This is a genomic window from Micromonospora sp. NPDC085948 (assembly GCF_040686315.1).
Classification (GTDB): domain Bacteria; phylum Actinomycetota; class Actinomycetes; order Mycobacteriales; family Micromonosporaceae; genus Micromonospora.
In genome coordinates, this window is record NZ_JBFBJW010000005.1 from 500,546 (window position 1) to 519,632 (window position 19,087).

At 73.6% G+C, this 19,087-nt stretch carries 6 protein-coding genes; all 6 read right to left on the bottom strand.

From position 1 onward, the window contains the following. Nucleotides 1-157 precede the first annotated feature (157 nt). Genes AB0O48_RS17275 through AB0O48_RS17300 form a run of 6 tightly spaced genes read right to left on the bottom strand, consistent with a single transcriptional unit; the run spans nucleotide 158 to nucleotide 19,062 of the window. Complete coding sequence (locus tag AB0O48_RS17275) at nucleotides 158-5,722, bottom strand: amino acid adenylation domain-containing protein (protein ID WP_357570487.1); 5,565 nt, start codon at nucleotides 5,720-5,722, stop codon at nucleotides 158-160. Further along, the gene (locus AB0O48_RS17280) at nucleotides 5,722-8,835 is read right to left on the bottom strand and encodes an amino acid adenylation domain-containing protein (RefSeq protein WP_357570488.1); all 3,114 of its coding nucleotides are present in this window, start codon (nucleotides 8,833-8,835) and stop codon (nucleotides 5,722-5,724) included. The genes AB0O48_RS17275 and AB0O48_RS17280 overlap by 1 nt, the downstream gene beginning before the upstream one ends. 55 nt (nucleotides 8,836-8,890) lie before the next feature. Beyond that, nucleotides 8,891-9,079 carry an MbtH family NRPS accessory protein gene (locus AB0O48_RS17285; protein ID WP_357240545.1) on the bottom strand — a complete coding sequence of 63 codons (189 nt, stop codon included), beginning with the start codon at nucleotides 9,077-9,079 and terminating at the stop codon, nucleotides 8,891-8,893. Next, nucleotides 9,079-10,032, bottom strand: coding sequence for a TauD/TfdA family dioxygenase (locus tag AB0O48_RS17290; protein WP_365066594.1), 954 nt, complete (start codon nucleotides 10,030-10,032; stop codon nucleotides 9,079-9,081). The genes AB0O48_RS17285 and AB0O48_RS17290 overlap by 1 nt, the downstream gene beginning before the upstream one ends. Nucleotides 10,033-10,054: 22 nt before the next feature. Further along, nucleotides 10,055-15,526 (bottom strand): SDR family NAD(P)-dependent oxidoreductase, encoded by a 5,472-nt coding sequence (locus AB0O48_RS17295; protein ID WP_365066597.1) that lies wholly within the window; start codon nucleotides 15,524-15,526, stop codon nucleotides 10,055-10,057. Between the two features lie 14 nt (nucleotides 15,527-15,540). After that, a complete protein-coding gene (locus AB0O48_RS17300; protein ID WP_357570490.1) occupies nucleotides 15,541-19,062 on the bottom strand; it encodes an amino acid adenylation domain-containing protein in 3,522 nt (1,173 codons plus the stop codon). Between the last annotated feature and the right edge of the window lie 25 nt (nucleotides 19,063-19,087).

Consider the following 19,087-nt stretch of genomic DNA (forward strand, 5'->3'; position numbering starts at 1 on the left):
CGTGTTCTCCCCGCAGCTGATCGGACGGGCGGTACGAGAGGGTGCCGCTGGCGGCGTCCAATGTCGACCATGCCGCGGGCAACTGCCCCGAAGCCATCGCCCCCCCGCGCCATCACCCGGCAGGTGTTCGCCGACGCCGTTCAAGCCGCCTTCCTCGTCACACGCCGACCGGCACCCGTTCCTCCTCGCGCTGCGCGGCCCGGGCCGCCAGCCGACGCTCCCGCTCCTGCGCACCGATCAGGTCGTCGGGCAGCGAATCCGCGACCTCAAGGTCGAAGCGGCGGAGCAGCCGGATCGCGAACCCGCCCAGGGTGATCAGGATCAGCGTCGCGCCGAAGCAGACGTACGCGAAGCCGATGCCCCGACCCGGACCGGTGCCGATCACCGCGCCCACCGACCCGGCCAGAGCCCCGTCCGGGGCGAGCAGCGGCTCGAACAGGCGGGTGGCCGCCGGGGCGATCAGCGCGAACCCGATGGGCAGCGTCGACCAGGAGATGGTCTGGTTGAGGCTGAACACCCGGCCGTGATAGCGCTGCGGCACCTTGACCTGGACGATCGTGGCGTAGATGGACTGTGCCGTGGTCATCGACATGGCCAGCCAGAACGCACCGACGCAGATCATCGCCACGGACGCGTCCAGGCCGACCAGGACGCAGCCGACCGCCGTGCCGAGGTTGCCGATCAGCACGCCGATCATGCGTCGGTTGCGGGGACCACCCCAGAGCGACATGAGTACACCGCCGGCGACCGCGCCGAGAGCCTCGGCGAGGGCCACCTGGGCCACCTGCGTCGCGTTGCCGAAGGAGAGCACCAACGGGGTGGTGAGCACCAGCGCGGGCGCCAGGAAGATGTTGCCCAGCGCGAAGTAGCCCAGCATCAACCGGAAGCCACGGTGCCGCCACGAGTAGCGCAGGCCGTTGGCGATCGCCACCAGCAGTCGCTCCCGGGGTCGCCATCCGAGCAGGTCGGGGAAGCGGACCACGGACAGGGTCACCACCGCGATCAGATAGCTGGCCACGTCGAGCAGCAGGATGCCCTTGAGGTCGATCGCGGCCAGCAGGCCGGCTGCGAAGACCGGCATCAGCAGCATGGCGAACCCGTTGGAGAGCTGGGTGATGCCCATCGCGTGGCCCAGGTAGCGCTTGGGCACCAACTGCGGCACCGCCGACTGGAACGCGATCCGTTGGAACGAGCCGGCCACCTGACTGAGCGCCACCAGGCCGTAGATGTGCCAGAGCGCCAGGTTGTCGGTCCAGAGCAACGCGGCCAGCACGAGCTGGACCGAACCGGCACTGCAACTGGCGATCATCATGATTCTGCGGCGGCTGATCCGGTCGGTGATCGCCCCGGCGATGGGCAGCACCAGCACGCCGCAGATCAGCGCCAACGCCCAGAGCAGACCCAGGTCGGTCACCGAGCCGGTGCGGGTGAACAGCCAGATCGGCAGGGCGAACGCGGTCAGCGCCGAACCGGTGGTGGAGACGAGCTGCCCGACGGTGACCGACACGAAGCGGGCCATGCTGGGCCGGACCACCGGCTTGTCCGGGACGACGACGGCGGCGACGCCCCGGGTGTCGGCCACCGCCCAGCCGGCGTCCTCGCCCCGTGCCTGCGGGGTCAGCTCGCCGACGTCGCCGGCGATCAGCGCCGGGTGCACCTGGGTGACGATCTCGGCCAGTTCCTGCGCGCGGTACTTGAGGAAGAAGTGCCCGGCCTGGTCGAGCACCACCAGCCCGAGGCGGTCGCTGAGGAACTGCCACTCGGCGTACCGCTCGATGTGGTAGTCGGTGACCGGGTCCTCCGAGCCGACCACCGAGATGATCGGGGCGCGCAGCTTCACCGCGCCCCGGTCGAGCAGGGCGGTGAAGTATTCCTCGGAAGCCCGGGAGTCGGCCCGCATGTTGCTGATGATCCGGTCCGCCTGCTCCGGCTCCAGCTCGTCGGTGTCCACACCCATCGACTTGAGCCAGCTCGCGTAGTGCTTGTTGCTGCGCAGCTTCTCCAGTTTGGTGCGCACTGCCGCGAACAGGCCCTTGGGCCGGGCGAACGGGAACATCGCACCGATGTGGAGCGCGGTCAGCTCCCGCCCGGCGGCCTCCACCTTGCGGGCCACTTCGGCGACGATCGCGCTGCCCACGCCGCAGTGCCCGTACAGGGCGAGCGGGCCCTCGATGCGCTCGATGATCTCCTCGGCGACCCGGGTGGTCAGCTCGTCGAAGGGCAGCGCGTCCTCGGTGAGCCCCACGTCGTGCCCGGGGATGGCCAGCGACCAGAGCGCGTGCCCGGCCGGCAGCGCGTCCGCGAGGGGCTGGTAGACGATCGCGCTGCCACCGCCGTACGGCACGCAGACGTACGTGATCACTCTTTGGGCCGGCGAGATCGGCTTGGTCAGCTCGTAGAGCAGCCGACGGGGCCCGTCGCCACCGCCACCGGACATGAACGTGGCCAGGTCGCGGACGGTCCGCTGCTGGAACAGGTCCATCACGCCGACCGGCCGCCCACCATGCTCGGCCTTGCGGATGCGGGCCACCACCTGGGTCGCGAGCATCGAGTGCCCACCCAGGTCGAAGAAGTCGTCGTCGATGCCGAGGGTGGCCACACCGAGCACCTCGGACCAGATCCCAGCGAGCAGCCGTTCGGTGTCGTCGCGCGGCTCCACGAGCGCCACCGACGCGGCGCGGGTGACGACCGGCGCGGGCAGCGCCTTGCGGTCCAGCTTGCCGTTCGGGGTCAACGGCAGGGCGTCCAGGGTGACGAACGCCGCCGGCACCATGTACTCCGGAAGAGTCTCCTTGAGCGCCACCTTGACCGCGTCGTGCTCGGCCGCGCCGACCAGGTACCCGGTGAGCCGCTTGTCGCCGGGGGTGTCCTCGCGGACCAGCACCACCGCCTCGGTCACCCCGGGCTGGGCGCGCAGCGCGCTCTCGATCTCGCCCAACTCGATGCGCAGGCCGCGCAGCTTGACCTGGTGATCGATCCGGCCGAGGAACTCGAGCACACCGCCGGGCCGGTCACCGGGCGCGACCTGCCAGCGGGCCAGGTCGCCGGTACGGTACAGCCGGGCACCCGGCTCGCCGGAGAACGGGTCGGGCACGAACCGCTCCGCGGTCAGCGCCGCCCGACGGTGGTAGCCGCGGGCCAGCCCCACCCCCCCGATGTGCAACTCACCCGCGACTCCCACCGGGCACGGGTTGCCCCGGGCGTCCAGCACCCGCAGCCGCACGTTGCTGATGGGCGCACCGATCGGCACGCTGACCACCTCGACCAGCAGCGCCGGGTCACACGCCCAGGAGCTGACGTCGATCGCCGCTTCCGTCGGCCCGTACAGGTTGTGCAGGCCACAGCCGGGCAGCCGGGCGGTGAAGTCCCGGGCGGCGGCGAGCGGCAACTCCTCACCGCTGCAGATCACCCGGCGCAGCGCCGTGGCCGCCTCGACGCCGTCCTCGGCGAGGAAGACGGTGAGCATGGACGGGACGAAGTGGGCGGTGGTGACCCGCTCGGACACCAGCAGGTCGCGCAGGTAGCCGGCGTCCTTGTGACCGCCCGGCTCGGCCAGCACCAGCCGCGCGCCCTCGCGCAGCGGCCAGAAGAACTCCCACACCGACACGTCGAAGCTGGCCGGGGTCTTCTGCAACACCGCGTCGTCGGCGCCGAGCCGGTAGGTGCGCTGCATCCAGTCCAGTCGGTTGACGATGCCCCGGTGGGTGTTCGGCACACCCTTGGGCCGGCCGGTCGAGCCGGAGGTGTAGATGACGTACGCGAGGTGCGCCGGGCCGGCCGTCGGCGTCGGGTCACTCGTCGGCTGGTCGGCCCAGACCGCCTCGTCGTCCAGGGCGAGCACGGTGGCGTCGGTCGTCGGCAGCACGTCGCGCAGGTGTGCCTGCACCAGCACCACCGGCGCGGCGGCGTCGGTGACCATGAAGGCCAGCCGGTCCGCCGGATACTCCGGGTCCAACGGCAGGTAGGCGCCGCCGGCCTTGAGCACGCCGAGCAGGCCCGCGACCAGCTCCACCGAGCGTTCCGCGCAGACACCGACCAGGGTCTCCGGGCCCACCCCGCAGGCGCGCAGCCGGTGCGCCACCCGGTTCGCCGCCGCGTTCAGTTCGGCGTACGTCACCGAACGGCCGGCGAACCGCAGCGCCACCGCGTCCGGAGTACGAGCGGCCCGCTCCTCGATCGGGGCGTGCAGCGTCTGCTGCCGGGGGAAATCGTGGGCGGTGTCGTTCCACCCGGCCACCAGCTCCCGCTCGGCGGGTGCGAGCAGATCGAGCGCGGAGACCGGCAGATCCGGGGTGGCGACCACGGCGCGCAGCAGCGTGGTGAGCCGGTGCGCCATCCGCTCGATGGTCGCCCGGGTGAACAGGTCGGTGTTGAAGACCAACTTGCCCCAGAGCCCGTTGCCGGTCTCGACGGCGTGCAGCTCGAAGTCGAAGCGGGTGGCGCGCAGCTCCATCGGATGCCACTCGAAGCCGACGTCGGCGTCCTCGGCCACCCCTTCGAACCGGCCCATCTCGTAGTTCTGGAGCACGAACATCGCCTGGAACACCGGTGAGCGGCTGACGTCACGCGGCAGACCCAGCTCGTGCACGACCCGGGCGAACGGCACCTCGCCGTGCTCCAGCCCGTCCAGCACCGCGCGGCGGGTCCGATCCAGCAGCTCGGTGAAGGTCGGGTCGCCGGCCAACTCGGCACGCATCGGCAGCATGTTGATGAACATGCCGACCAGGTTCTCCAGCTCCGGAGCGGACCGGCCGGCCACCGACGCGCCCACCGCGAAGTCGTCCTGCCCGGCGTGCCGGGCCAGGAACACCTGGTACGCGGCGAGCAGCGTCATGAACATCGTGCCGCCGTAGGCACGGGTCAGCGCGGCCAGCCCCTCGGTGGCGGCGGCGTCCAGAGTGAACTCGACGAAGTCACCCCGGTACGTCTGGGTTGCCGGCCGCGGCAGGTCCAGCGGCAGCTCCAGCGGGGTGATCCCGGCGAGGCGCTCCTTCCACCAGTCCACGTGCCGCAGCGCGCCCGGCCCGGCCAGCTCCCGTGCCTCCCAGACCGCGAAGTCTCCGTACTGCACCGGCAGGGCGGGCAGCTCCCGGTCGCGGTAGCGGGCGATCAGGTCACGCAGCAGCACGTCCACGGACCAGCCGTCACCGACGATGTGATGCTGGCCGAGGAAGAGCACGTGCTCGTCGACGTTCATCCGGTCCGGAGTGCCGTCTTGCGGCGCGGAGGTCGGATTATCGTCGCAGGCGGCCAGCCGGATCAGCAGAGCCCGCAGCAGCGGCCCGTTGGCCAGGTCGAACGGCTCGACGGCCGCCTGGTCGACAAGTGCCTGGGCGGCGGTGTCGTCGGCGGCGTCCACCACGGTCAGCGGCACCTCGACGACCTCGTCGAGCACCACGGTGGGCCGGCCGTCCGAGTCGGCCGGGAACCGGGTGCGCAGCGACTCGTGCCGGTGGGTCAGGTCAGCCAGCGCGCGGCGCAGCGCCGCGACGTCCAGCGGGCCACGGACTCGCACGGGCACCGCGATGTGGTACGCCGCCTCGCCGGGAGCGAGCTGGTCCATGAACCAGACCCGCTCCTGCGCGTACGACAGCGGCACCTCGGCGTCCGGCGGGCGGGGAGTGATCCGCGCGGCGGGCGGGCTGCCTGACCGGCGGCGCAACCGCTGGGCGATCAGCGCCTGCCGGGCGGCGTCGCGGGCCGAGTCCTTCACGTCGGTCATCAGGGGATGTCTTTCTCCGCCGCGAGCAGCGCGGCGACCTCGGTTTCGGAGAGTTCGTCGAGCTCGGCGGCGATCCGCTGCTCGATCTGGGCGGCCAGGTCGGCCACCACCGGGCTGCTGAACAGCGCCCGCATCGGCAGCTCCACGTCCACCTCGGCGCGGATCCGGGCCATCGCCCGCATGCCGCGCAGCGAGTTGCCGCCGAGGGCGAAGAAGTCGTCGAGCGCGCCGACCTTCTCCAGTTGCAGGATCTGGGCGTAGACCTCGGCGACCAGCACCTCGGCGTCGGTACGCGGGGCCAGGAAGCCGTCGGCGGTGGCGGCGGCCGGTGCCGGCAGCGCGGCGGTGTCCAGCTTGCCGTTCGGCGTCAGCGGCAGCGCGTCCAACCGGACGAACGCGCTCGGCACCAGGTGCGCGGGCAACTCCTGGGCCAGGTCTGCGGCGAGCGTCGCCTCGTCGACCCGGCCGACCAGGTAGCCGACCAGGGTCGGCTCGCCGTTGTCGGCGCGGACCACCACCGCGGCCTCGGCCACGTCCGCGCGGGCGCGCAGCACCGACTCGATCTCGCCCAGCTCGACCCGCATCCCCCGGATCTTGACCTGGTTGTCCCGGCGGCCCAGGTATTCCAGTGCCCCGTCGGCCCGCCATCGGGCGAGGTCCCCGGTGCGGTACATCCGCTCCCCCGGCGGCCCGTACGGGCAGGGCAGGAAGCGCTCGGCCGTCAGCGCCGGCCGGCCCAGGTAGCCCCGGGCCAGTTGCGCCCCGGCGATGAACAGCTCACCGACCACACCCGGCGGCACCGGGTTCAGCGCGGCGTCGAGCAGGTGGACCCGGGTGTCCCAGGTGGACCGGCCGATCGGCACCGGCCCGGCGGAGACCGGCTGCTCGGGGGCGATCCGGGCCGCGACACAGCCGACGGTCGCCTCGGTCGGGCCGTACTCGTTGATCACCGCCACCCGGGGGTGGTTGGCCCGCCAGCCAGCCAGTTGTTCGCCGGTCAGCGCCTCCCCGCCGATCACCAGATCGGTGGTGGGCGACAGGGCGTCGTCGAGCAGCGGCAGGTGGCTGGGGGTGACCTTCAGGAAGGTCGGCCGACCACCGGCCCGCGCCGCCGGGGTGTCGATGCCGGCGAACCGGACCGTGCCCCCGGCGGTGAGAGGGCCGAGCAGCCCGGTCACGGTCAGGTCGAACGAGACCGGTGAGTGCAGCAGCGCGACACCGGCCAGCCCCGGGTAGGTGTCCCGGGCCCAGGCCAGGTACGCGGTGACCGCGCGGTGCTCGACCAGCACGCCCTTGGGCCGCCCGGTGGAGCCGGAGGTGTAGAGCAGGTACGCCGGGTGCTCCGCACGCAACGGCGTACGGCGGTCGTCGTCGGTGAGGTCGGCGGAGTCCAGGTCGGCGGCGGTCGTGTCGGTCAGCACCAGTGCGTCGGCGGGGGCCAGCGCGGCCGTCTCCGCGGTGGCCAGCACGAGCGTCGGCTCGGCGTCGGTCAGTAGGTAGCTGATCCGTTTCGCCGGATAGCCGGTGTCCACCGGCAGGTACGCGGCACCGGCCTTCAGCACCGCGAGGATGGCCACCAGCAACTCCACCGAGCGGGGCAGCAGCAGCGCGACCCGGGTCTCCGGGCCGGCACCGCGCTCGACCAGCAGCCGGGCCAGTTGGTTGGCCCGAGCGCTCAGCTCGGCGTAGCTCAGCTCCTCCCCGTCGCAGACCAGCGCGATCGCGGCGGGGGTGGCGACGACCTGCCGCTCCACCTCGGCCACCAGGGTGATCGGGGCGACCGCGTGCCCGGTGTCGGTCCAGGCGCGCAGCAGGTCACGTTCGGCGTCGTCGAGCAGCGGCAGCGCCGACAGCCGCGTACCCGGGTCGGCCACGGCGGCGGTGAGCAGCCGCAGGTAGCGGGCGACGACCGCCTCCGCGGTGGCCCGGTCGAACAGGTCGGTGCGGTAGACCAGCCGGCTGGTGCCGCCGGTGATGTCGAAGGCCAGGTCGTCCTTGGTGGTGCCCAGCGGCACCGGGTCCAGGCCGGAGTCCGGGATCAGGTTCAGCGCGGTCTGGAACACCGGCTGCACCGACGGGTCGCGCTGCGGGGCGACCGCCTCGACGATCCGCTGGAACGGGGTCTGCCCGTGCTCCATCGCGTCCACCAGGCCGGTCCGGACGCGGCCGAGCACCTCGGTGACGCTCGGGTCGCCGGTGAGGTCGCACCGCAGCGCCACCGGGTTGACGAACATACCGATCAGCGGCGTCAGCTCGGCGGTGTCGCGGCCGGCGGTGGAGACGCCCACCACCACCTCGGGGTCACCGGAGATCCGGGAGAGCAGCGCCGCGAAGGCGGCCAGCAGCACCATGTACGGGGTGGTCGACGTGCCGGCGGCGAGCCTCCCGACCTGGTCCAGCAGCCCGTCGGGGAGGTCGAAGCGCACCTCGTCACCGACGAAGCCGAGCTGGGCTGGGCGCGGCCGGTCAAGCGGCAGGCCGGTCACCGCCGGCGCACCGGCCAGGTGACCGCGCCAGAAGGCGAGCTGCCGCTCCAACTCGGTGTCGGTGAGCTGGTCGCGCTGCCAGACGGCGAAGTCGGCGTACTGGATGGGCAGCTCGGGCACGTCGGCGGGTGCGCCGGTCAGCGCGGCCCGGGTGAACGCGGTCAGCTCGGCGTAGAAGAGCACCGCCGAGTGGCTGTCGAAGACCGCGTGGTGCACCACGAACTGCAACCCGACCCGGTCGGCGGCGAACCGGACCAGCCGGGCCCGCCACGGCGGCGGGGTGTCCAGCGGGATCGGGCTACGCGCCAGCTCGGCGAGGGTCTCGTCGTGGCGGGTCTCCCGCTCGTCGGCGGGCAGACCGGTCAGGTCCAACTCCGGCAGTTCCAACGGCTCGACGGCCCGGACCACCTGCACCAGCGCGCCGTCGACGATCCGCAGGTGCGTACGGAGTGACTCGTGCCGGGCGACGACCTGGCCGAACACCTCGGTGGCCTGTGCGGCGGTGACGCCGACCGGGAACCGCCACGGCGCGGAGACGTTGTAGACCGGCGACCCGGGGTCGAGCTGGTTGGCCGTCCACACCCGCTCCTGGGCGAAGGACGCCGGGAAGGTCCACTCCTTGCTCATCGTTGCCGCCTTTCGTTCGCGACTGCGGGGCTCCGCTCCGCTGCACTCCTCGCGCTCACTGGGCCCCCTCGCGTACCGAGCGGGGACGCATGTCGGTCCAGACGGTGTCGATGTGCGCCAGGCACTCCTCGCGGGTGCCGGCGAAGCCGGTGTCGTGCCATCCCGCCGGGAGGTCCCGCTCGGCCGACCAGATCGAGTACTGCTCCTCGTCGTTGCGCACGACCAGGAATCGGGGCTCGGCCATCACTGCTCTCCGTTGGTGTCAGGGGTGTGCGGTTCGGCCATCGCGACGGCGATCCTGCGGGGGCCGGTGAACGGTTCCCGGCCGTGCGCGGCGGTCATGTTGTCGACCACCAGCACGTCGTCGCGGTGGTAGTCGAAGCGGACGCTCGCGGCCCGGTAGGCGGCCCGCAGGTGGTCCAGGACGTCGGCGGGGATCTCGCCACCGTCGCCGTAGTAGGTGTTCGACGGCAGCCCGTCGGCGCCGAACATGTCCAGCAGGCCCTCCTGGAGGTCCTTCGCCAGGCTGCTCACGTGGAAGAAGGTGGCGTGGTTGAACCAGCGGGGAACGTCCGAGCCGGGGCGGAGGTGCACGGCGTCACGCACCGCACGGGTACGCAGCCCGTCCCGGCCCACCCACTCCAGCGTGATCCGGTTCGCCGCCGCGTACGCCTGCACCTCGCCACGATCATCGGTGCCGAACACGTGCTGCCAGGTGGTGCCGAAATCTTCGTGGAAGTTCCGGATCAGCATCCAGCGCCGGCGTACGAACTCCTCGCGTACCGCCGGGTCGATCTCCCGGTAGACCTGACGGATGTCGGCCAACGGGGTGGCGCCCAGCGTCTGCGGCGCGGTGATGCAGTAGAAGAACAGGGTCAACGGCCACCGCGCCTGGTACGAGTTCTCGTTGTGCAGAAAGATCTCCTCGTCCGGTGGGTAGTCGGTCGAGGTGTACACCCGGCCCTTGATGGCGTGCCGGGGCGAGGACCGCTCGGTGTAGGTCAGTGGTTCCCCGGACAACGCCCGGACCACCTGGTCGAAGCCGTCCACCCCGCCCACGTCGAAGCCGCGGAACAGCAGCCCACCCTGGTCGGCCAGGGTGGCCCGCAGCTCGGCGCGGCGATCGGTGATCAGCTCGGTCAGCGCCCGGCCGTCGGCTTCGACGACCACGGGCAGCGTGGCGATCGTGTCGCTCATTGCTGTCTACTCCTGATTCTCGTTACGCGCGGGGCAGTCGCGGGATGGCGGAGGTCGGCGCCGGGGCGGCCGGATCGTCGGTGTCGGCGGCACGCAGCTCCTCGATCCGGGCGGCGAGCCCGGCCACCGTGGGGGTCTCGAAGAGGCTGCGCATCGGCAGTCGCACGCCGGTCGCCTTGCGCATCGCCGCGATGAGCTGCACCGCGACCAGGGAGTTGCCGCCCAGGGCGAAGAAGTCGTCGTCGACGCCGACCTCGGCCACCCCGAGCCCGTCCTCCCACACCCGGGCGATGGTCTTTTCCAGCTCGGTGCCCGGTGCGGCGCCGCCGTCCCCGAGGCCGGACCGGGTCGAGCCGGTGACCGTGTCGTCGCCAGCGAGGTCGTCGGCGGTGACCCGACCGGCCCGATGCCGGATGTCGGCCACCGTCCGGGTGGCGATGACGACCTGGGCGCCGAGACCGGCGGTGAGGCTGCGGCGGAACGCCTCCGCACCGTCCACCGGCCGGATGTCCTCGGTCGAGGCCAACGACGGGGCATCGACCGTGGACGTCTCGATCAGGCCACCGGTGACCGCACCCTGGTCGACCCGGCGCAGCACGAAGTCGCTGATCGCGACCAGTTCCCGGCCGTCCGGGTCGCGCAGTGACAGGTCGGCGGCGACCACCTCGTCGGTGTTACCGGGCCGGTGTCGCAGCTCGCTGGTGAACCGGGCCGGCAGCGGCCCGCGCACCACGATCCGGCCGTAGGACAGCGGCAGGTAGGCGCCGCTGCCCTGGCCCCGGCCGAACGCGGTCGCCACGTCCAGCAGCGCGGGGTGCAGGCCCCAGGCGGGCAGGTCACCGCGCGCAGCGGCAGGGGCCTCGATCACCGCCAGCTCGGTGTCGTCGGCCAGATGGTGCTCGTTCAAGGCTGCCCAGCGCGGCCCGAAGGTGAGCATGCTGGTGCGACCCCGGCCGAAGGACGCGTCGTCGTCCACCCGCCGACCGGTCGGTTCGACGCGGCGGGCCGGCGGGGTGGGCTCGTCGGTCCAGCCGGCTGCACCCCGTACGTGGGTGCGCAGGAGACCGCTGGCCAGGCTCCGGACGGCGAAGTCGGTGCCGCCGTCGTCGGCCGGCGTCAGCTCCACCCGGTACTGGGCGATGGTGCCGTCGGGCACCGCGAACGGCTCCAGGAAGACCACGTCGCGCAGCTCCACTGCCGCTTCCCCGTCGGGCGCGGGCATCGCGGCGGCCACCGCGGCCCGCACCGACTCCAGGTGGGCGGTGCCCGGTACGACCGGTACGCCGGCGATCCGGTGCTCGTCGAGCAGCCAGTGGGTGCTGGCGGAGACGAGGCCGTGCAGCACGGTCTCCGTCGGCCCGCTGACCTTCGTGGTGAGCACCGGGTGGTCGACGGTGCTGGTCACCGTGTCGCGGCCGGCAGCCCGGAACCCGGCCGGCGCGGCGGTCTCCACCGCCATGCCCACCTCGGCCCAGCCGCCCCAGTTCTGCGACAGCACCGGAGCCCGCCAGCCGGCACCCGAGCGGGCGTGCGCGTCCAGGAACGCGTTCGCGGCGCAGTAGTCGACCTGCCCGAAGCCGCCGACCACCGCGGTGATGGACGAGCAGAGCACCACGAAGTCCAGCGGCAGGTCGCCGAAGACCTGGGCCAGGGCGAGCGTGCCGGCGAGCTTGGGAGCGAGCACCCGCTCGGCCTCGGCCCGCTCCTTGACCTCGACCATTCCACCGCCAGGCAGACCGGCCGCGTGCACGATGCCGTCGATGCCGCCGTACGCGGCCTGCGCGGCGTCGCGGACCCGGCGCAGGTCGGCGGGGTCGGTGACGTCGGCGGCGAGCACCAGCACCTCGGCGCCGGCGGCTTCCATCCGGCGGATCGCCGCGATGGCCCGACCGGCCCGGTCGTCGCCGTGCACGGCGAGGTGGTCGTCCCACCGCTCCCGCTCCGGAAGCCCGGAGCGGGCCAGCAGCACCAGCTTGGCGCGGGCGCGGGTGGCGAAGTCCTCGGCCAGGGTGATGCCGATGCCGCCGAGCCCACCGGTGATCAGGTACCGGCCGCCGTCGCGCAGCGCGCCCGGCTCCCCCTCGGCGTCGAGCGTCACCTGCTCGACGTCGGCCACCCAACGCCGGCCCCCACGGAGGGCGACCTCAGGCTCCCGAGGACGGCGCAGCTCGGCGACCAGCGCGGTGACGTCGTCGTCGGCCGGGTCCGCGTCGACCAGCCGGACGGCCAACCCGGGTAGTTCGGCCGGGAGCACCCGGGCCAGCCCGGCGAGGGTGGCGTGCTCCGGGCGGCGCAGGTCGTCGCCGCGCACATCGCCGGTGCCGGCGGTGACCAGATCCAGGACGACGTCGCCGTCCTCGCCGGTCAGGCCGGCGCCGGCCAGCGCCTGCACCAGGTGCAGGGCGCTGAAGAAGCCCAGCTCCTGGGCCGCCCAGGTGGCCGCGATATCGGTGCCGGTCGGCGCACCGTCCAGCGTGAAGGCGTGCACCAGCCGGGTCGGCAGTCCACCGTCGGCGGTGAGCGCGGCGACCAGCGCCTCGTGATCCGAGCGCACCCCGGGGCGCAGCCGGTAGCCGCCGTCGGCGGTGAAGGCGTCGCCGGGGCGTACCGGGATCGGGTCGGCACCGGCGGCCCGCAGGCCGGCGACCAGGGCGTCGCCGCGCGCGCCCGCGGTCAGCACCAGGCAGCGGCCCAGCGACCCGGTCGGCGGCAGCGGCGCGGCCTGCCGCCAGACCGGCACCGCGAACCACTCGGGCAGCGGACGCGGCCCGGTCTCCACCGGAGCGGCGGCGACCTGCTGCTCCGGGTCCGGGTCGATCCAGTAGCGGCGGCGCTCGAACGGGTAGCTGGGCAGCGGCACCCGCCGCGCCGCCGGGTCCACGTCGAACCGTACGGGCAGCCCGGCGCACCAGAGCGCGCCGGCGGTGCCGAGCAGAGCGGCCAGGTCGCCGGTGGTCTCCCCGGCGGCGGGCAGGCTGCCCAGCGGGATGAGCGGTCGCTGCTCCGGCGCTGCCTTGGCGACCTGCATCCGGGCCAGGCTGGCCAGTTGCCGGCCGGGACCGCACTCGACCAACTGCCAGGTGCCCGCCGCCAGCAGGGTGGCCACACAGTCGCCGAAGCGGACCGGCTGGCGCAGGTGCGCCGCCCAGTACGCCGGGTCGGTGGCCTGCTCGGCGGTGATCCAGGTGCCGGTCACGTTGGAGAGGAACGGCGCGGTCGGCGGGCGCAGCGACACCGTGCCCATCAGCGCGGTGAACTCGGCGAGGATCGGCTCCATCATCGGCGAGTGGAACGCGTGCGAGGTGCGCAGCATCTTGGACTTTGCCGTCAGCGTCGCCGCGAACGCCTCGACGGCGGCGGTCTCGCCGGCCACCACGCAGGTCCCCGGCCCGTTGACCGTGGCCACCGAGAGCCCGTCGGGCAGCATGTCGGCGACCGCCGACTCATCCAGCGAGACGGCGAGCATCGACCCGGTGGGCAGCGACTGCATCAGCCGGCCCCGGGCGGCGACCACCCGCAGCGCGTCCGGCAGGCTCAGCACCCCGGCAACGGTGGCCGCGACGTACTCACCGATCGAGTGGCCGATCATCGCGGCCGGGCGTACGCCGGTGGCCTGCCAGAGCGCGGCCAGGGCGTACTCGACGGTGAACAGCGCCGGCTGGGTGTAGCGGGTCTCGGTAAGCCTCTCCCCCGCCATCGGATCCCGACCGAGGATCAGGTCACGCAGGTCGATGCCCAGGTCGGGCAGGAGAAGTTCGGCGCACTCGTCGACGACGGCGGCGAAGCGGGGCTGCTCGGCGTAGAGCTGCGCGCCCATCCCGGCGTACTGGGAACCCTGACCGGAGAACAGGAGAGCGACTTTCGGGGCTCGGCCCCCGGTCGATGGTTGCGCTCCGCGTTTCGGGGCGCGCAGGGCCGTGACGGCGCCGGGGAGATCCGACGCGACCACCGCGCGGCGGTGCGGGTGCGGGCGGCGGCCGGCACGCAGGGTGTGCGCGACGTCGGCGAGGTACGCGGGCCCGGCGTCCGCGGCACCGTCCAGGTGGGCGGCGAGGCGCTGCACCGCGGCGTCCAGGGCGCCCGGGGTGGCCGCGCTGACCTGGAGCAGATGCGCCGGGCGCACCCGGCGGTCGGTGCGGTACGCCGCCGGCGCCTCCTCGAGCACGACGTGCGCGTTGGTGCCGCCGATGCCGAACGAGCTGACCCCGGCCCGGCGCGGCCCGCCGTCGGTGTCCCACTTGGCGAGGGTGTTCGCCACGTAGAACGGGGTGTCGGCGAACTCGACCGCCGGGTTCGGCGTCTCGTAGTTGATCGTCGGTGGGATCAGCCCGTGCTCCATGGCGAGCACCGTCTTGATCACGCTGACGATGCCCGAGGGTTGGCTGAGGTGGCCGATGTTGGACTTCACCGACCCGATGCCGCACCAGCCCCGCTCGTCGGTGTCCCGGCCGTAGACGGCGGAGAGCGCGGCGACCTCGATCGGGTCGCCCATCGCGGTGCCGGTGCCGTGCGCCTCGACGTAGCTGATGGTGCGCGGGTCGATGTCGGCCATGTCGACGGCCTGGGCGATCGCGGCCACCTGCCCGTCGACGCTGGGCGCCGTGAAGCCCACCTTGCCGGCGCCGTCGTTGTTGATGGCGTTGCCCCGGACCACGGCACGGATGTGGTCACCGTCGGCGATCGCGTCGGAGAGCCGCTTGAGCAGCGTCACCCCGACGCCACTGCCCCACACGGTGCCGTTGGCGGCGGCGTCGAACGGGCGGCACCGGCCATCGGGCGAGGTGAAGCCCTCCATGCCGAGGTAGCCGACGTGCGGCAGCTCGATGTTGACACCGCCGGCCAGCGCCATGTCGCACTCACCGTTGCGCAGTGACTCGCAGGCCAGGTGGAACGCGACGAGCGAGGTGGAGCAGGCGGTGTGTACGGTCAGGCTCGGCCCGCGCAGGTCCAGCCGGTACGACACGTTGGTGGCCACGTAGTTCGGCGAGTTGCCGGTGGCGATGGAGACCGTGCCGTGTGGGTTGCCGCCGACCCGCTGGTTACGCAACACGTAGCGGTGCAGGTAGGTGTTGCCGCCGGTGCCCGCGTACACGCCGATCGCGCCGTCGTAGCGGGCCGGGTCGTAGCCGGCGTCCTCCAGCGCGGTGTGGCAGGACTCCAGGAACAGGCGGTGCTGCGGGTCGGTCAGCTCCGCCTCCCGGGCGGTCATCCCGAACAGCGTGGCGTCGAACTCGTCGTAGCCGTCGACCAGCGGGGCGCGGTTGACCCAGCCCGGGTCGTCGACCTCCGTGGGCGTCGCGCCCCGGGCGAGCTGCTCCTCCCGGGTCAGCTCGGTGGTGGACTCCACGCCGTCGACCAGGTTGCGCCAGAACTCGTGGACGTCGGCGGCACCGGGCAGGCGCGCGGCCAGGCCGACGATCGCGATCGGTTCGATGCCGTGCTCAGGTGACTCGGTGACGTCGTCGGACTGGTCGGCTGCGGTCGGGTTGCTCATCAGGCTGTCCTTCGTCACGCGGAGCCGCCGGGGCGGCGAGGTGGGTTACGACGGGTACGGCCGCGGCGTGCGGCGGCCCGCAGGGCGGCCCGGGCCAGCTCCGGCCGGTCGGCGGCACCGTCGAGGCTGGCGGCGAGCGCTCGGACGGTGGGGTGGCGGAACAGGTCGAGCATTCGGATGGACCGGCCGGTCGCGGCGGTCAGCCGGGCGTGCACGGCGGCGAGCGCCAGCGAGTGCCCGCCGATGTCGAAGAAGTTGTCGGTCACCCCGACCCGGTCGTGCTCCAGCACCTCCCGCCAGATCCCGGCGATCAGCTCCTCGGTCTCGGTGAGCCCGTCCGGGCCGACAGGCATCAGCGCGGGTGGGGGGCCGACCGGGTCACCGCCGGCGACCGTCATCGCGCCGAGCTGCGGCACCCGCACGGTGGGTCGGGGCAGCGCGGTGGCGACCTCGCGGGCCGGCGTGTCCGCCGCCGCGGCCAGCGCGCCCACCAGCTCGGCCAGGTCGGCGAGCAGGTCGTCGACGCGCCCGGCGTCGAACAGGTCCGGGTTGTAGACCACCTCGACGCCCGTACGACCGCCGTGCTGCACCACGTAGACGGTGATGTCGAACGGCGAGCCCGGCTTGGGCACCGGCACCGGCTCGGCGGCCAACCCGGTCAACGTCAGCGCGGGCGGCGCGAAGTTGAGCACGTTGAACAGCACCTGCACCAGCGGTGCGCGGGCGGTGTCCCGGCCGACGCCGAGCGCCTCGACGATGCGTTCCAGTGGGGCCCCCGGGTGGGCGGTGACCTCGTGCAACTCCCCGGCACAGCGGTCGACCAGCTCGGCGAAGCTCACCCCGCCGGTGCGGACCCGCACCGGCACCGTGTCGATGAAGAAGCCGATGACGTCGTCGAAGGCGGCCAACCGCCGGTCGGCGACGATCGCCCCGAGCACGTGGTCGTCGCCACCGGTGAGCCGCGCGATCAGCTCACCGAAGGCCGCCAGCAGCACCGCGGCGACCGTGGTGCCGCGACGCTCGGCCAGCTCGCGGACCGCGCGGTCGGTGTCGGCGGGCAGCCGGACCGCCGCCTCCGCCCCGGCGTACGTCTGCACCGCCGGCCGCGGCCGGTCCCGGGGCAGTTCCAGCACGGTCGGCACGCCGTCCAGGTGCCCCGTCCACCAGGCCAGGTCGGGCCCGCCCCGCAGCCGGTCGCGCTCGGCACGCCACACCGCGTAGTCGGCGTACCGGGCCGGCAGCGCCGGCAGTGTGGGCGCCGTGCCGGCCACCGCCTGGGCGTACCCGGCGGCGAGGTCGTCGTAGCAGATCCGCTCCGACCAGCCGTCGAAGACGGCGTGGTGCCAGGTGACGGCCAGCACGTGCTCGGCCGGGCCGAGCCGGTAGACGGTCACCTGCCAGGGTGGCCCGGTGGCCAGGTCGAACGGATGCGCGGCACCGGCCGCGAGCATCTGGGCCAGCTCCGCCTTCGGCTCGGCGCTGCCGGTCAGGTCGACCACCGGCACCGCCACGTCGGTCGGCTCGGCGCAGACCGCGTAGGGCACCCCGGCGGTCTGCGGGATGCGCCAGCGCAGCACGTCGTGCCGCTCGGCGACGGTCCGCAGTGCCGCGCCGAGGGCCGCGATGTCCAGCGGGCCGAGCAGCCGGTGCGCCACCGCGATGTTGTACGGCGCGCTGGACGGCGCGAGCTGGTCGACGAACCAGAGCCGGCGTTGCGGTGGGGAGAGAGTGGGCGGGTTGCCGGTGCTCAGCCGGTCGTCGCCGACGGGTGCGGCGGCCACCCGCTCGGCGAGCCGGCCGAAGGTGCGCTCGGTGAACACCGCACGGGTGTCGAGCTGCCGGCCCAGCTCGGCGCGCAGCGCGGCGACCAGGCGCATCGCCGCGATGGAGTTGCCACCGGCGGCGAGGAAGTCGGTCGCCGGCCCGGGTGCCGCGCCGAGCAGCCGGGTCCAGATGCCGGCCACGGCCGCCGCGAGGGGGCCACCGGGCACCTCCGGAGCGACGGTGTCGGCGGATGAGGCGGTGCGGGCCGCGGCCAGGGCGCGCAGCGCGAGGCGGTCCAGCTTGCCGCTGATCGGGCTGATCGGCAGGGCCGCGCTGCGCAGCACCCGGGCCGGCAGCATCGCCGTGGTCAACCGACTGCCGGCGTACGCGCGCAGCCGCGCGTCGTCGGGGGCATCCGCCGGAGTGAGGAACGCGACCAGCTCGGTGCCGGCCGGACCGGGCACCGCCTCGACGGCCACCCCGGTCACCCCGGGCAGGTCGGCGAGCACCGCCTCGACCTCGCCCAGCTCGATGCGCTGCCCGCGGATCTTCACCTGCCGGTCGGCCCGGCCCAGGTAGACGATCCGCCCGTCCGGGTCCTGCCGCACCAGGTCGCCGGTGCGGTACAACCGCTCGCCGGGCAGCCCGGAGAACGGGTCCGGAACGAACCGCTCGGCGGTCAGCGCCGGCCGGCCCAGGTAGCCGTCGGCCAGCCCGGGCCCGCCGATCAGCAGCTCACCGGTCTCGCCCGGCGGCACCGGGTCCAGCACCGCGTCCACCACGTACGCCCGGTGGTTGGGCATCGGCCGGCCGATCGGTACCGGGTCGGCCTCGGTGGCGCTCAACGGGCCGCTGACCGCCAGCACCGTCGTCTCGGTGGGGCCGTACGCGTTGAGAAGGCGGCGGCCGGGCGCCCAGCGGGCGGCCAGCGCGGCCGGTACCGCCTCGCCGCCGCAGAGCACCGTACGCCAGCCGGTCAGCTCGGCCGGGTCCAACATCGCCAGCACGGTGGGCGTGATGAAACCCCAGTTGACCTCGTGCTCGATGACGAACCGGGTCAGCCGGACCGGGTCGGCGCGATCCGATGCGCCGAGGAGCTGCACCGTCCCGCCGAGCAGCAGCGGCACGAACAGGTCGATGGTGGCCGCGTCGAAGCCGAGCGACGCCAGGCCGAGGCTGCGTACGCCGGCGTCGGCACCGCTCAACGCGGCCACGCCCGTCACGAACTCCACCACGTTGCGGTGACTGGTGAGCACACCCTTGGGCCGACCCGTGGAGCCCGAGGTGAACAGCACGTACGCCGGGTCGCCGGGCCGGGCCGGGCAGGGCGCGAGGGGGGCCGGGCCGGGCAACCCGACCGCCTCGACGCCGGGGGCGTCACCGAACTCGGTCTCGGCGGCGTCGCCGACCACCAGGGAGATGCCCGCGTCGGCGGCGATCCCGCGAAGCCGCCGACGCGGGCCGCCCGGCTCCAGCGGCACGTAGCAACCGCCGGCCAGCAACACCCCCAGCACGGTCGCCACCAGCTCGGGCCGGCGGCTGCCGCACACTCCCACCCGACTCTGCCGGCCGACGCCGCGGGCGCGCAGCGCGGCAGCCACCCCGGCGGCCTGGGACAGCAGCTCGGCATAGCTGAGCCGGCTGTCCCACTGGCGCACCGCCGTCGCGCCCGGCGTACGGGCGGCCTGCGCGACCACCAGCTCGGCGATCGTCGCGTCCGGCCAGGGCAGGGTCTCGCCCCGTACGGCGTTGCTGAACAGTAGGTCGGTCACCCGTTCCCCCCGGGATAGCTGTTCG

Excerpts from the sequence above, each read along its gene's own strand:
- AB0O48_RS17275 (WP_357570487.1), bottom strand. The coding sequence starts at position 5,722 with ATGACCGACGTGAAGGACTCGGCCCGCGACGCCGCCCGGCAGGCGCTG.
- AB0O48_RS17280 (WP_357570488.1), bottom strand. The coding sequence starts at position 8,835 with ATGAGCAAGGAGTGGACCTTCCCGGCGTCCTTCGCCCAGGAGCGGGTG.
- AB0O48_RS17285 (WP_357240545.1), bottom strand. The coding sequence starts at position 9,079 with ATGGCCGAGCCCCGATTCCTGGTCGTGCGCAACGACGAGGAGCAGTAC.
- AB0O48_RS17290 (WP_365066594.1), bottom strand. The coding sequence starts at position 10,032 with ATGAGCGACACGATCGCCACGCTGCCCGTGGTCGTCGAAGCCGACGGC.
- AB0O48_RS17295 (WP_365066597.1), bottom strand. The coding sequence starts at position 15,526 with ATGAGCAACCCGACCGCAGCCGACCAGTCCGACGACGTCACCGAGTCA.